At 65.7% G+C, this 13,755-nt stretch carries 10 protein-coding genes; 5 read left to right on the top strand and 5 right to left on the bottom strand.

All coding sequences use genetic code 11. The annotated features are described in order from the left end of the window. Positions 1-74: 74 nt before the first annotated feature. The 4 genes from FIU28_RS00235 to FIU28_RS00220 all read right to left on the bottom strand — a co-directional run bounded on the left by FIU28_RS00235 (position 75) and on the right by FIU28_RS00220 (position 4,645). Complete coding sequence (locus FIU28_RS00235; protein ID WP_143571116.1) at positions 75-1,388, bottom strand: MATE family efflux transporter; 1,314 nt, start codon at positions 1,386-1,388, stop codon at positions 75-77. Between the two features lie 9 nt (positions 1,389-1,397). Continuing rightward, the gene (locus FIU28_RS00230; protein ID WP_143571115.1) at positions 1,398-1,703 is read right to left on the bottom strand and encodes a DUF6460 domain-containing protein; all 306 of its coding nucleotides are present in this window, start codon (positions 1,701-1,703) and stop codon (positions 1,398-1,400) included. Between the two features lie 87 nt (positions 1,704-1,790). Next, on the bottom strand, positions 1,791-3,608 hold the full coding sequence (locus tag FIU28_RS00225; protein WP_143571114.1) for an ATP-dependent DNA ligase: 1,818 nt from the start codon (positions 3,606-3,608) through the stop codon (positions 1,791-1,793). Beyond that, entirely contained in the window at positions 3,605-4,645 is a 1,041-nt protein-coding gene (locus tag FIU28_RS00220; protein ID WP_143571113.1) for a ligase-associated DNA damage response exonuclease, read from the bottom strand. Before FIU28_RS00220 ends, FIU28_RS00225 begins: the two co-directional genes overlap by 4 nt. Before the next feature lie 95 nt (positions 4,646-4,740). Here FIU28_RS00220 and FIU28_RS00215 point away from each other — a divergent pair, with 95 nt between their 5' ends. Continuing rightward, positions 4,741-5,667 (top strand): methyltransferase domain-containing protein, encoded by a 927-nt coding sequence (locus FIU28_RS00215; protein ID WP_143571112.1) that lies wholly within the window; start codon positions 4,741-4,743, stop codon positions 5,665-5,667. Between the two features lie 216 nt (positions 5,668-5,883). On the opposite strand, the gene FIU28_RS00210 is transcribed toward FIU28_RS00215, so the two are convergent. Beyond that, positions 5,884-7,242, bottom strand: coding sequence for an outer membrane protein (locus FIU28_RS00210; RefSeq protein WP_143571111.1), 1,359 nt, complete (start codon positions 7,240-7,242; stop codon positions 5,884-5,886). A 310-nt stretch (positions 7,243-7,552) separates the two neighbouring features. Here FIU28_RS00210 and FIU28_RS00205 point away from each other — a divergent pair, with 310 nt between their 5' ends. From FIU28_RS00205 to FIU28_RS00190, 4 genes are all read left to right on the top strand, one after another. Next, positions 7,553-8,770: an ABC transporter substrate-binding protein gene (locus FIU28_RS00205; RefSeq protein WP_143571110.1), complete on the top strand. Its 1,218-nt coding sequence runs from the start codon at positions 7,553-7,555 to the stop codon at positions 8,768-8,770. A gap of 98 nt (positions 8,771-8,868) precedes the next feature. Then, positions 8,869-11,559, top strand: coding sequence for a ligase-associated DNA damage response DEXH box helicase (locus FIU28_RS00200; protein WP_246660825.1), 2,691 nt, complete (start codon positions 8,869-8,871; stop codon positions 11,557-11,559). Between the two features lie 85 nt (positions 11,560-11,644). Beyond that, the gene (pdeM, locus tag FIU28_RS00195; RefSeq protein WP_143571108.1) at positions 11,645-12,364 is read left to right on the top strand and encodes a ligase-associated DNA damage response endonuclease PdeM; all 720 of its coding nucleotides are present in this window, start codon (positions 11,645-11,647) and stop codon (positions 12,362-12,364) included. A 77-nt stretch (positions 12,365-12,441) separates the two neighbouring features. Then, positions 12,442-13,755 (top strand): NRAMP family divalent metal transporter, encoded by a 1,314-nt coding sequence (locus FIU28_RS00190; RefSeq protein ID WP_143571107.1) that lies wholly within the window; start codon positions 12,442-12,444, stop codon positions 13,753-13,755.

Raw genomic sequence — 13,755 nt, 5'->3', positions numbered from 1 at the left:
ACGAAGCAATCCAGTTCTTGCAGAGTTCGTGGCTCTGGATTGCCGCGTCGCTTCGCTCCTCGCAATGACGAGCCTTACGGAAACGATTTGCCTATCAGCGCCGTATAGCGAACCGCCTGCAATACGCCGCGCGCGAGCAGGAAGATCAGGAACGCGCTCCACAGCCCGGCATTGCCGAACGGCGTCAGCATATAGAACGAGGCAAAGTAGGTCGCCAGCGCCACCAGCATCAGATTGCGCATGTCGCGCGCCCAGGACGCGCCGATATAGATGCCGTCATAGACATAGGCCAGCACGCCGCACGCCGGCGCCAGCGCCGCCAGCCACATGAATTCGCGGGCCGCGAGCCGCACTTCCGGGCTGGTGGTGATGAGGTCGATCAGCGTGTCGCCGGCGACCATGAACAGCAGCGTCACCGCGACGCCGAACGCCGTGCTCCAGCCCAGCACCAGTTTCACGGCGCGGTTGAATTCGGCGCGGTTGCGGGCGCCAAAGCTCTGGCCGCAGAGCTGCTCGGCGGCATTCGCCAGCCCGTCGAGAAAGAACGAGCCGATCATCAGAAAGTTGTTGAGCACGGCGTTGGCCGCCAGCGTCAGGTCGCCGGCGCGGGCGCCCTGCGCGGTGAAGAACAGGAAGGCGGCGATCAGCGCGGCGGTGCGGATCATGATGTCGCGGTTGACGGCGAACATCCGCAGCAGGCGTTCGCGATCGAAAAGGATGTGGCTGGGTACGCTGAAGTTGCCCGACAACAGCACGGATATCGCGATCATTCCGCCGATGAAGCCGAGGCCTTCCGCGGTCACCGTCGCCAGCGCGGCGCCCTTGACGCCGAAGCCGGCGGACAGCACGAGAAACGCCGTCAGCGCCATGTTGATCAGGTTGATGCCGACCTGCAGCGCCAGCGCGATGCCGGTGCGGGCCTGGCCGACCAGCCAGCCGAGGATGACGTAATTGCCGAGCATGAGCGGCGCCGACCACAGCCGGATGAAGAAATAGTCGCGCGCCGCGGACGTCACCGCGTCAGAGCCGCTCATGATGCCGAACACCGCCGCCGCCAGCGGCGTGCGCAGCGCGATCAGCGTCAGGCCGATCAACGCGCCGAGCATCAGCGCGCGGAGCAGGATGGCGCGTAACTCGAGGCGGTCGCCTGCGCCGAGCGCCTGCGCGGTGAACGACACCGTCGCCATCCGCAGAAAGCCGAAAAGCCAGAAGATGCAGTCGAACGCCACCGAGGCCAAAGCCACGCCGCCGAGCAGATGCGGATCGCCAAGCCGGCCGATCGCGGCGGTGGCGACGATGCCGAGCAGCGGCGTGGTGAGATTGGCCAGCATGGCCGGCCCGGCGATGGCGAAGACGCGCGCGTGGGTGACGCGAAGTACGGCAGACATTCCGGGAGTCTAGCGGCCGCGCGGCGCGCTGAACATCCGCGAGATCAGCCAGATCGGCACCACGATGACGGCGCCGAGCAGGAAGTAACGCCACAGTCCGTTGATGGCATCGAAGCCGAGGTCATAGACCCACTGGAACAGGCGGCGGATGCTGGTGACGATGTTCCAGGGATCGAAGCCGATCGCCGCCAGCACGATGCCGACCAGGATCGACAGCAGCACGAGCCGACCCAGCACCGCCAGCGGCGAACCGCCGAGAAAGCGCGACAGGCCGTCCTGCTGGCGCACCGGGTCGTCCCGGACATCGTTCTGCATCATCGTCTCCTGGGCGTAAATCGCGTGTCGATCATAGGCCGTTCAGGCGCGATGGGAAACCAGTATGCGGGTCAGGCACTTCGTACATCACGCCGGCTCCGCCTTCAGCATCCGCTCCAGCGTTTCCAGCCGGTCGGCTTCGGCGGGCGGTTTGTCCCAGCGCAGCCGGCTGATCCGCGGAAATCGCATCGCCACGCCGGATTTGTGTCGCGGCGAGCGTGCCAGCCCCTCGAAGGCGACTTCCAGCACCAGTCCCTTGTCCGGCTCGTGCGTGACGTGGCGCACCGGGCCGAATTTCTCGGTGGTATTGCGGCGAACGAATTTGTCGATCTGCAGCAACTCCTCGTCGGTAAAGCCGAAATAGGCCTTGCCGACCGGCACCAGCCGGTCGACGCCGTCGGTCGCGGTCCAGACGCCGAAGGTGTAGTCGGAATAATAGGACGAGCGCTTGCCGTGGCCGCGCTGCGCATACATCAGCACGGCGTCGATGATGTGCGGGTCGCGCTTCCATTTCCACCACTGGCCCTTAGGCCGTCCCGGCAGGTAGGCCGAATCGCGCCGCTTCAGCACCACGCCCTCGACGGCGTCGGCATCTTCGCCGGCGCCCGCACTGACCGGATCGGCGCGCGCGGCGGCGAGCGTCTGCCAGTCGGCGAACGGGACCTGCTCGGACAGGTCGATGCGCGGATCGTCGAGCTGTTTGACGTGGGCTTCGAGTTTCGCGCGGCGCTGTTCGAACGGTAACTCACGCAGATCGTCGGTGCCATCATGCAGCAGATCATAGGCGCGCAGATGGATCGGATAGTCCTTCATCAGCTTCGTCGACACGACTTTCCGATTGAGCCGCTGCTGCAGCACGTTGAAGGACTGCACGCGCTGTTCGCGCAACACCAGGAGTTCGCCGTCGATCGCGCCGGGCAGCCGCAGGCTTGGCACCAGGTCGGGAAATGCGCCGGTGATGTCCTCGCCGCTGCGCGAATACAGTCGCGTGACGATGCCGCCGTCGTCGCCCAGGCCGCTGTTCGCCTGGATGCGGATGCCGTCCCATTTCCATTCGGCGACGAAATCATCGGCGTTCAGATTGGCGAAGTCGCTATCCTCGATGGCATGCGCCAGCATCACCGGCCGGAACGGCGCCGGGTCGAGATTGACCGGCTTGTCGGCGCGGCCCTCCAGCCAGTCGAACATCTCGAGATAAGGTGGCGCGAGGCCCGGCCACATCAGCTCGACGTCGTGCGGGTCCTTGTCGCCCAGCGCCGCGGCGGCGGTCTTGGCGAGCCGCGCCGAGACGCCGATCCGCATGCTGCCTGTGACCAGTTTCAGCAGCGCCCAGCGCCCGGTCTCGTCGAGCTCATCGAGCCATCGCGTGAGCTGCGCCGGCAGCTCGGCCTTGCCAAGCGTTCGCAGCGTGTCGACGACTTCGGTCAGCGTTGGTGGCGGCGGGTTGTTGTGGCGTGTGGTAATGCCGCGCGCACTTTCTCCACCTCTCCCCGTTGGGGAGAGATCGGCGCGCGTCAGCGCGGCGGGTGAGGGGGCCTCATCAGAAAGTTCCGAGCCCGCCCCCTCACCCGCCGAATGCCTGACGGCATTCGACGACCTCTCCCCAACGGGGAGAGGTGAAGGGGAGAGCGGCGTTGTCGGCCACATCAGCGCGACGGTCTCCGAGAGATCGCCGACGTAGTCGTATGACAGCTCGAACAGCACCGGATCGGTGCGCGAGGCGATCAGCTCACGGATCATGCCGGCCTTGGCGTGCTTGAACGACAGCGCGCCGGTCAGCGCCGCCAGCGCATAGCCGCGGTCGGGATCGCTTGTCTCGCGAAAATAATTCGTCACCAGCCGGAGCTTGTTGTTGCGGCCGGGCTCGTAAGCGAGGCGATCGAGCAGTTCGGCGAAGCGGTTCATGCGTCCGCGCTCTCGCCGGGAGGCAGCGCCTCCTCCTCTTCCTCGTCGCCATAGCCGACCAAAGCCAGCGGTCGCGCGGTCAGGCCTTTGGTCTGGCACCAGTGCACCAGCGCATCCTCCTGGCCGTGCGTAACCCAGATCTCGCCGGCGCCGGTGGCGCCGATGGTGGCGCAGAGGCCGTCCCAGTCGGCGTGATCGGAGACGATCAGCGGCAGCTCGACGCCGCGCTGCCGGGCGCGGGCACGGACCGTCATCCAGCCGGAGGCAAACGCCGTGACCGGATCGGGAAATCGCCGCGTCCACACGTCGGTGGTGGCCGAGGGCGGCGCCAGCGTGATGGTGCCGGCGAGGTCGGCCTTCCTGACGCCCTTGGCCATGCGGAGGTCGCCGAGATCGATACCGCGGCTTTCGTAATAGCGCGTGATCTTCTCCATCGCGCCGTGCAAATAGATCGGCGCGTCATAGCCGGCCATGCGGATCAGCTTGATGACGCGCTGCGCCTTCCCGAGCGAATAGGCCCCGACCAGATGCGCGCGCTCAGGGAACAGCGCTACGGAGGCCAGGAGCTTCTTCACCTCGAGCGCCGCGTCGCCATGGCGGAACACCGGCAGGCCGAAGGTCGCCTCGGTGATGAACACGTCGCACGGCACCACCTCGAGCGGCGTGCAGGTCGGGTCATAGGCGTCCTTGTAATCGCCGGACGCCACGATGCAGATATCTTCGCAGGTCACCGCCATCTGCGCCGAGCCCAGCACATGGCCGGCCGGATGACATTTGACGGTGACGTCGCCGATCTTGAGCGTCTCGCCATAGGCGATCGTCTGCGTCGAGCCGGCAAAATTCTCGCCGTAGCGAAGCCGCATCATGTCGAGCGTTTCCTGCGTCGCCAGCACGTGGCCGTGGCCGGGGCGGGCGTGGTCGGAATGGCCGTGGGTGATTACGGCGCGATCGACCGGGCGGACCGGGTCGATATGAAAGCCGCCGGGCTTGCAGCACAGGCCGGAGGGAACCGGGATTAGAATATCTTGTGGACGCATCTCAGCTATATAGGTCCCCTTGGGGTTCATTCGAGCCTTGGCAAGTTCGTGATCGCGACTCTTGCGAATGCCCCTCGGGGCGATCGGTTCCCGCCATGCCCGCGCGCTTGTTCATGTCATCCGGCGATATGAACGCCGACCGCCGCTTCGATTATGCCCGCGACCTGCAGGTGCAGGGCAATTTGGTCGCCGCGGAGGACCTGTTCGTGCAGGCCACCGATCTGGCGCCGGGCTTTGCCACCGCCTGGTTCACGCTCGGCGAGGTGCGCGAGGCGCTGGGCGATCTGCCCGGCGCGATCGTGGCGTTCGGCCATGCCAGGGATACTGACGCCGGCGACCGCAACGGCGCCGGCCTGCGCCTGATGCGGCTCGGTGCCGGGCCGTTGGCGAGCATGCCGCCGACCTATGTCACGGCGCTGTTCGACCAATATGCGCCGAAATTCGAAAGCGCTTTGGTGGAGAAGCTGGGCTATCGCGGGCCGGCTGTGCTGTTCAAGGCGGTGCTCGCCGTCTGCGCCGCCACCGAGCGCGCGATGCGTTTCCGCCGTGGCATCGATCTCGGCTGCGGTACCGGCCTTGCCGGCGCAGCCTTTGCCGCCACCACCGGCGCGATGACCGGCATCGACCTGTCGCCGCGGATGGTCGAACGCGCCCGCGCCACGGGCCACTATGCCGAGCTGGAAGTCGCCGAGATCATTGACGGCCTGGGCCGCCAGAGTGCGGCCAGCGCCGATCTGGTGGTCGCTGCCGACGTGCTGATCTATCTGCACGACCTCGCCCCGGTGCTGGCGCAGGTGATGCGCGTGCTGGCGCCCGGCGGCCTCCTGGCTTTCACCGCCGAGAGCCATGGCGGGGTTGGCGTCATCCTTGGCGCCGGCCTGCGCTACGCCTATAGCGAAAGCTACGTGCGGGCATCGATCGCCGCGTCCGGCCTGTCGCTGTGCCGGCTCGACCACATCTCGACGCGCAACGAGGGCAACGTCCCCGTGCCGGGGATGGTGGTGGTGGCGATCAAGACGTAGCGGGCCGTAGCCCGGATGGAGGCAACGTGGCGCGTAGCGCCGCGATGCCGCAATCCGGGGAAAGCGTCTCTATGGACGGGCCGGCCCCGGATTACGCCTGTGCCTTTCGCTCTGCGAGCTCAAGGCAAAGGCTTCATCCGGGCTACGCCAAACACGCTCCAAACAAAAACCCCGGCCGCGAGGCCGGGGTTTTCGTTATCAGCGATGTTGCGAGGCTTAGTACTTGGCAACGATCGGGGAGTTGAAGTGGTAGTTCACGCCGGTGCGGAAGATGTGTTCCGTGACCTTGGTGGTCGAGGTGTAGCCCGTGGTGCCGACCAGGTCGGTGCTGGAGCCGAGATCGACGTAAAGATATTCGGTCTTGGTGGTCCACTGCGGCCCGAACAGGCCGAGCAGTTTGAACGGGGTCTCGATGCCGCCGCCGACGGCGTAGCCGTCCTGGGTCTTGGACAGGCTGTTCGAGGTGCCGGCCACGTTGATCTTGGTCTTCACGCTGCCGTAGGCGTAACCGCCGGTGGCGTAGAACAGGGTCTGACCGACCGAGTAGCCGAGACGGCCGCGAACGGTGCCGAACCAGGGCAGCGTGGCGTCGTAGGAAGCCAGTCCGGTCAGCGCGGTGGTCTTGTTGTCCTTCTGGGACGAACCCTGGAAGTCGGCTTCGACGCCGTACACGATGTTGCCGGCCTGCCAGTTGTAGCCGATCTGACCGCCGCCGATGATGCCGTCGGGCGACAGGTTGAACTGCTCGTTGACTCCCGCAACTGAGGTCAGTGAGCTGCGATCGCGGCCGGTGCCCGAACCGACGTTGCCGCCGAGGTAGAGGCCGGTCCAGTTCGCCGCAACGACCGGAGCGTACGCCGGGTTGCCGTTGATGCGGTAGTTCAGGCCGACGCGGAAGATGTTTTCGCGGATCTCGGTGCTGAAGGTCTGCGGCACGACGGCGGTGAAGGCGTCGGTCTTGTTGCCGAGGTTCAAGTAGAGATATTCGATCTTGCCGGTCCAGTTGCCGCCCAGCGCTGCTTCAACACCGGAGCCGACGGTCCAGCCGCCCTGCATGCGATCGTTCGAGAATGCGGCCACGCCGCCTTCGGTGATCGAGGTCTTGACGTTGCCGTAAGCGTAACCGCCGGTGAAGTAGCTGAGAACCGGGCCCTGCGAGAGACCGATGCGGCCGCGAACGGTGCCGAACCAGTCAACCTTGGAGCTGTAGGCGGTGCGCAGGCCGCCTGCGCCGATGACGTTGGTGCGGCCGTCGCTCATGTCGGCGCCCTGGATGTCGGCTTCGATGCCGTACACGATCGGGCCGAGCAGCGAGTCGCCCTGCCAGTTGTAGCCGATCTGGCCGCCGCCGAGGACGCCCTGCGGGGCGAGGAACAGCGAATCGCCGGTGAAGCTGTGGCCGGTGCGGTCGCGGCCGATGCCGACGCCGGCGTTGACGCCCATGTAAAAGCCGGTCCAGTTGTACACGGCCAGCACGGGTGCCTTCAGGTAGCGGGCCTTGGCGGCCATGTCAGCGGCTTGTGCGCTCACAGCGGTCGCAACAAGCATCGCTCCAGTGGCAATCATACGTTTCATGGTCGACCTCAGTTCAAATTGAACCGTTAACTTACGGGAGTCGGAGGCTGCTGGCTGTATCTAGGGGGACACAGTGACGGACATTGCGCGCCCGGGAAAGCGACGAAATTATACCTTTTTCCGCATTCAAACGCCCGCCGGCATGTTCGGAACCGTGCGCCCTTCCATGCGGCCAGAACGATGAGGCTTCGCCCCCGGACCATTGCCAAGATCCCCTGGTCCGCACAGGATGCCGGCCGGCCAGACCGCGATCAACGCGGCGGCTTTGAAGCGGCCCGCCCCGGCGGGTCAGCCCCAGGGAGAAACCTCGATGCTTTCGCGTCACCCGTCCGTCCTGTGCAGCGCGGCCGTTGCCGCTGCCCTCGTTTTCGCATCCACCGCCTTCGCCGCCGACAAGAAATATGATCCCGGCGCCTCCGACACGGAGATCAAGCTCGGCCAGACCATTCCCCACAGCGGCCCGGGTTCCCTGTACGGCGTGATCGGGCGGACCCAGGCGGCCTATTTCCAGATGCTGAACGAACAAGGCGGCATCAACGGCCGCAAGATCACGTTCCTGTCGCAGGACGACGCCTACAGCGCGCCGAAGACGGTGGAGGCGACCCGCCGCCTCGTCGAGCAGGACGAGGTGCTGGCGCTGTTCGGATCATTGGGCACCGCGCCGCAATCGGCCGTGCAGAAATATCTCAACAGCAAGAAGGTCCCGCAACTGCTGCTGAACACCGGCGCGTCGCGTTGGAACAACCCGAAAGAGTTCAAGTGGACCATGCCGGGGCTGCCGATCTATTCGACCGAGGGTCGCATTATCGCGCGCTACCTGCTGCAGAAGAACCCGAACGCCAAGGTGGCGGTGCTGTTCCAGAACGACGAATTCGGCCGCGATTACATGAATGCGTTCAAGGAGGTGCTGGTCGAGGCCGGCGGCACGGCGAAGATCGTGGCAGAAGCTTCCTACGACCTCACCGATCCGACCATCGATTCGCAGCTGATCAACCTGGCCAAGTCCGGCGCCGACACGTTCTTCAACATCTCGACCGGCAAGGCGACGTCGCAGACCATCCGCAAGGTGGCGGAACTCGGCTGGAAGCCGCTGCATCTCCTGGTTTCGACCTCGAGCGGCCGCTCGATCATCAATTCCGCCGGCGCCGAGAATGCCAAGGGGATCGTCGCGATGAGCTACACCAAGGAAGTCGGGAGCGAGAAATGGAAGAACGATGCCGACGTGCAGGCCTTCCAGGAACTGCGCAAGAAGTATCTGCCGAACGTCGATCCCGACAACACCATCGCGTTCCAGGGCTATTCGCAGGGCGTGACGATGGCCGAGATCCTGCGCCGTTGCGGCGATGAACTGACCCGCGAGAACGTGCTCAAGCACGCCACCAGCCTCAGCGGCTACCGCGCACCGGTGTTCCTGCCCGGCATCACCTACGGCTTCACGCCGACCGACTACACCACCGTCAGCGCGCTCTATGTAGGCACCTTCAACGGCAGCGACTGGGATCTGTCGGACAAACCGGTCAGCCAGTAGACCGCGCCAGCGCCGTCATTGCGACGTCTCTCGCAATGACGGCGCGCGATGACTAACTGTTTCCGGTGGCCACGAAAAAGAAAAATCCCCCGTCCGATTTGCCCGAGATCTTCACGCGCTGGTTCGCCGCGCGGGGCTGGTCGCCGCGCGACCATCAATTGGCGCTGCTGCAAAAGGCCCGTGAAAACCGTTCGGCATTGCTGATCGCACCGACCGGCGCCGGCAAGACGCTGGCGGGATTTCTGCCGACGTTGGTGGAGCTGAGCGGGGCTGACGTTTCTGCACCAATCGCTGCGCTCAGTGCCCCCTACCCCCTTGCGGGGGAGGGCCGGGGAGGGGGGGCCACAAGCGCCGTCGCCCGCGGCACCCCAACCGCCGACCCCTCGCCGCCGAGCGAAGCTTCGCTTCGCACGGGGGGAGGGGAGCAGATCGCCGTCGCTCTAACGAAGCAAAGCAAGTCCCTCGTCTCGACCGGGCGTGGCGTCACGTCGAGCCGCGGGCTGCACACGCTGTACATCTCGCCGCTGAAGGCACTGGCCGTCGATATTGCGCGCAATCTGGAGGCGCCGATCGCGCAAATGGGGTTGCCGATCCGGGTCGAGACCCGCACCGGCGACACCCCGGTGTCGCGCCGCGCCCGGCAGCGCAAATATCCGCCGGACATTCTGCTCACCACGCCGGAACAGCTCGCGCTGCTGCTATCGTCCGACGATGCGCCGTTCCTGTTCGGCTCGCTGAAGCGCGTCGTGCTCGACGAGTTGCACGCGCTGGTGACCTCGAAACGCGGCGACCTCTTGTCGCTCGGGCTGTCGCGGCTGTGGAAGCTGGCGCCCGACATGCGTATCATCGGCCTGTCGGCCACCGTCGCCGAACCGGAATCGCTGGCGCGCTTCCTGGTGCCGCAAACGGACGGCGAAGTGCTGTCCGCGGACATCGTCACGGCCGGCGGTGCCGCGGCGCCGGTGGTCGAGATGCTCGACACCAAGGAGCGGCTGCCCTGGGCCGGCCATTCCGCGCGCCATGCGCTCGGCGAGATTTACGACCTCGTGAAGGCCAACAGGACCACGCTCGTCTTCGTCAACACGCGCAGCCAGGCCGAGATGCTGTTCCAGGACCTGTGGCGGATGAACGACGACAACCTTGCGATCGCGCTGCATCACGGCTCGCTCGATGTCGGCCAGCGCCGCCGCGTCGAGGACGCGATGGCCGCGGGAAAACTGCAGGGCGTGGTCTGCACCTCCTCGCTCGATCTCGGCGTCGACTGGGGCGATGTCGACCTGGTCATCAATGTCGGGGCGCCCAAGGGCGCCTCGCGGCTGATGCAGCGCATCGGCCGTGCCAATCATCGCCTCAACGAAGCCTCGCGGGCGGTGCTGGTGCCGGCCAATCGTTTCGAAGTGCTGGAATGCGCCGTGGCCATCGATGCCGTAGCCGAGAATGCGCAGGACACACCGCCGTTGCGGACCGGCGCGCTCGACGTTCTGGCGCAGCACATTCTGGGCTGTGCCTGCGGCGCGCCGTTTCTCGCCGATGACCTGTTCGACGAAGTCCGAACCGCTGCGCCTTACACAGAGATGACCCGCGCCAATTTCGATGACACGCTCGATTTCGTCGCCTCGGGTGGCTATGCGCTGAAGAGCTATGAGCGCTTCGCGCGCATCAAACAGGACAAGCAGGGAAGGTGGCGCGTCACCAATCCCAAGGTGCGGCAGATGTACCGCATGAATGTCGGCACCATCGTCGAGGATACCATGCTGCGGGTGCGGCTGGTGCGCGGCGGCAACGGCAAAGGCAAGCGGGCCACCGGCGCGCTGGCGCGCGGCGGGCGCATGCTCGGCCAGATCGAGGAGTACTTCGTCGAGAATCTCGTGGTCGGCGACACCTTCGTGTTCGGCGGCGAGGTGGTGCGCTACGAATCGCTGGTCGAGGACCAAGTCTACGTCTCGCGGGCCAATGACAAGGATGCCCGCGTGCCGTCCTATATGGGCGGCAAGTTTCCGCTCTCTACCTATCTCGCCGAGCGCGTCCGCAAATTGCTCGACAGCGAGCAGGCATGGAAGGGGCTGCCCGACCAGGTCGCCGAATGGCTGTCGCTGCAGGCGCATGTGTCGCATGTGCCGGGCGTGCGCGAACTGGTCGTCGAGACCTTTCCGCGCGCCGACAAATTCTATCTTGTTTGCTATCCGTTCGAAGGCCGCCTCGCGCACCAGACGCTCGGCATGCTGCTGACGCGGCGGCTGGAGCGCGGGCGGGCGCGTCCGCTTGGATTTGTCGCCAATGAATATGCGCTGGCGGTGTGGGGCCTCGGCGACATGTCGCACATGATCTGCCACGGCCGCCTCGACCTCGACGCGTTGTTCGACCCCGACATGCTGGGCGACGATCTCGAAGCGTGGCTCGCCGAATCGGCGCTGATGAAGCGCACCTTCCGCACCTGTGCGGTGATCTCCGGCCTGATCCACACCCGCTTTACCGGCGCCGAAAAGACCAAGCGCCAGGTGCTGTTCTCCACCGACCTGATCTACGACGTGCTGCGCAAGCACCAGCCCGATCATGTGCTGCTGCGCGCCGCGCGTGCGGACGCCGCGACGGGATTGCTGGATATCCGCCGCCTCAGCGACATGCTGGTGCGGATCCAGGGCCGCATCGTCCACAAGGAACTCGATCGCGTCTCGCCTCTGGCGGTGCCGGTGATGCTGGAAATCGGCCGCGAACAGGTGTACGGCGAAGCCTCCGACGAGTTGCTGGCGGAAGCCGCCGAGGAACTCGTCAACGAGGCGATGCGATAATTGTAATTGATGCGCAGACCGTGCGCTCCCTCCCCCCCTTGCGGGGGAGGGTCGGGGAGGGGGGTAGATGCGGAGCTCTGATGATATGACGGCGCTCCGTGCAACCCCCACCCCCGACCCCTCCCCGCAAGGGGGAGGGGAGTCGACCGTCAGCATCGCCGGCGTCACGCTGCATGCCGATCTCTCCGGTGCGTTGTATTGGGAAGAGCAGCGGCTGCTCGTGGTCTCCGACCTGCATCTCGAGAAAGGTTCGAGCTACGCGATGCGCGGCGTGCTGCTGCCGCCGTACGATACCATTGCCACACTCGGCCGGCTCGGCGCGGTGATCGCGCGGCACGATCCACGCACGGTGATCGCGCTCGGTGACAGTTTTCATGACCGCCATGCCCACGACCGGCTGACGCTGGCGAATCGCGAGGTCGTCGCCGCATTGCAGAAGGGGCGCGACTGGGTCTGGATCGCCGGCAACCACGATCCCGCATTGTCGTCGGACATCGGCGGCATCGTCACCGACGAAGTCGCAATCGGGCCGATCACCTTTCGCCACGAGCCGACCGGCGCACAGGGCGAGATCGCCGGCCATCTGCATCCCAAGGCGCGCGTCACGACGCGCGGCCGCTCGATGGAGCGGCGCTGCTTTGCCAGCGACGGCCTGCGCGCCGTCATGCCGGCGTTCGGCGCCTACACCGGTGGGCTCAATATTCGCGACGCCGCCTTTGCAAAAATCTTCCAGACGCTCGGCTTCGTCGCCCATGTGCTCGGTGACAGACGTCTGTATGCGATTGCGGCATCGCGCTGCTGCTGAAATAGCGGTTGCCTGTTCGTATCGCAGAACGCTACCCCTGACGATGCGTTGCCGCATTTGGCGGAGAGGGGCTGGAAATGCCGGACGAAGCAGACACGATCAAAGCGAACCTCGACGCGCAGCGTCCGGAAACATTTCGCTTCAAGGGTTTCGTCAAGTCGCTCGGTCCCGGCCTGATCACCGGCGCCTCCGACGACGATCCCTCCGGCATCGGCACCTACAGCCAGGCCGGCGCGCAGCTCGGCTACGGCATCGGCTGGACCATGCTGCTGACCTTCCCGCTGATGGCCGCGATCCAGGAAATCTCCGGCCGGGTCGGCCGCGTCACCGGGCGCGGCATTGCCGGAAATGTCTGCCGGCATTATTCGTCGCTGCTGCTGAATTTCATCGTCCTGCTGCTGTTCGTCGCCAATGTCATCAATATCGCCGCCGATCTCGGCGCGATGGCCGATGCGACCAAGCTCCTGATCGGCGGCCCGGGTATCGTCTACGTCGTGGCGTTCGGCGTGCTGTCTGTCGCCGCACAGATCTTCTTCGACTACAGGCGCTACGTTTCGGTTCTGAAGTGGCTGACGCTGTGTCTGTTCGCCTATGTCGGCGCGCTCGCCGTATCCAAGGTGCACTGGGGCGAAGCCCTGTCCGGCATACTCGTGCCGCGCATCACCTGGAGCGAGGATTATCTGACCACGGTGGTCGCGATTCTCGGCACCACGATCTCGCCCTACCTGTTCTTCTGGCAGGCCTCGCAGGAGGCCGAGGACGAGCGCATCGACCCCGACAAGAAGCCGCTGATCAAGGCGCCGCTCCAGGCAGCCATGGAATTTTCGCGCATTCGCGCCGACACTATCATCGGCATGGCGTTTTCCAACCTGATCGCGCTGTCGATCATCATCACCGCCGCCGCAACCCTGCATGCCACCGGCAAGACCGACATCCAGTCTTCCGCGCAGGCCGCCGAAGCGCTGCGTCCCGTCGCCGGCGCGTTCGCTGAAATCATCTTCGCGCTCGGCATCGTCGGCACCGGCCTCCTGGCAATACCGGTTCTCGCCGGCTCGACCGCCTACGCGGTGGGCGAAGGCCGCCGCTGGCGTGTCGGCCTCGACCGCAAGCCGCGCGAGGCGGTGGCGTTCTATTCGGTGCTGGCACTGGCCGCTGCGATCGGCATCGGGCTGAACTTCACCCCAATCAACCCCATCTCGGCACTGTACTGGAGCGCTGTGATCAATGGCGTGCTCGCGGTACCCGTGATGATCCTGCTGATGGTCATGTCGCGCCGCAGGGCGGTGATGGGCCAGTTCACCATCAAGGGGCCGCTGTACTGGCTCGGCTGGCTCTCCACCGCCGCCATGACGCTGAGCGTGATCGCGATGGGCGTCGGGTTCTTCCTGTAG

It is taken from the genome of Tardiphaga sp. vice154 (assembly GCF_007018645.1).
In the GTDB taxonomy this organism is placed as follows: Bacteria; Pseudomonadota; Alphaproteobacteria; order Rhizobiales; family Xanthobacteraceae; genus Tardiphaga.
Note: the sequence above shows the minus strand (reverse complement) of the source record. Positions and strands in the feature narration are given on the sequence as shown.

Coding starts and splice junctions, on each gene's coding strand:
- FIU28_RS00220 (WP_143571113.1), bottom strand. CDS start 4,645: ATGCGTCCACAAGATATTCTAATCCCGGTTCCCTCCGGCCTGTGCTGC.
- FIU28_RS00225 (WP_143571114.1), bottom strand. CDS start 3,608: ATGAACCGCTTCGCCGAACTGCTCGATCGCCTCGCTTACGAGCCCGGC.
- pdeM (WP_143571108.1), top strand. CDS start 11,645: ATGACGGCGCTCCGTGCAACCCCCACCCCCGACCCCTCCCCGCAAGGG.
- FIU28_RS00230 (WP_143571115.1), bottom strand. CDS start 1,703: ATGCAGAACGATGTCCGGGACGACCCGGTGCGCCAGCAGGACGGCCTG.
- FIU28_RS00215 (WP_143571112.1), top strand. CDS start 4,741: ATGCCCGCGCGCTTGTTCATGTCATCCGGCGATATGAACGCCGACCGC.
- FIU28_RS00210 (WP_143571111.1), bottom strand. CDS start 7,242: ATGAAACGTATGATTGCCACTGGAGCGATGCTTGTTGCGACCGCTGTG.
- FIU28_RS00205 (WP_143571110.1), top strand. CDS start 7,553: ATGCTTTCGCGTCACCCGTCCGTCCTGTGCAGCGCGGCCGTTGCCGCT.
- FIU28_RS00190 (WP_143571107.1), top strand. CDS start 12,442: ATGCCGGACGAAGCAGACACGATCAAAGCGAACCTCGACGCGCAGCGT.
- FIU28_RS00235 (WP_143571116.1), bottom strand. CDS start 1,388: ATGTCTGCCGTACTTCGCGTCACCCACGCGCGCGTCTTCGCCATCGCC.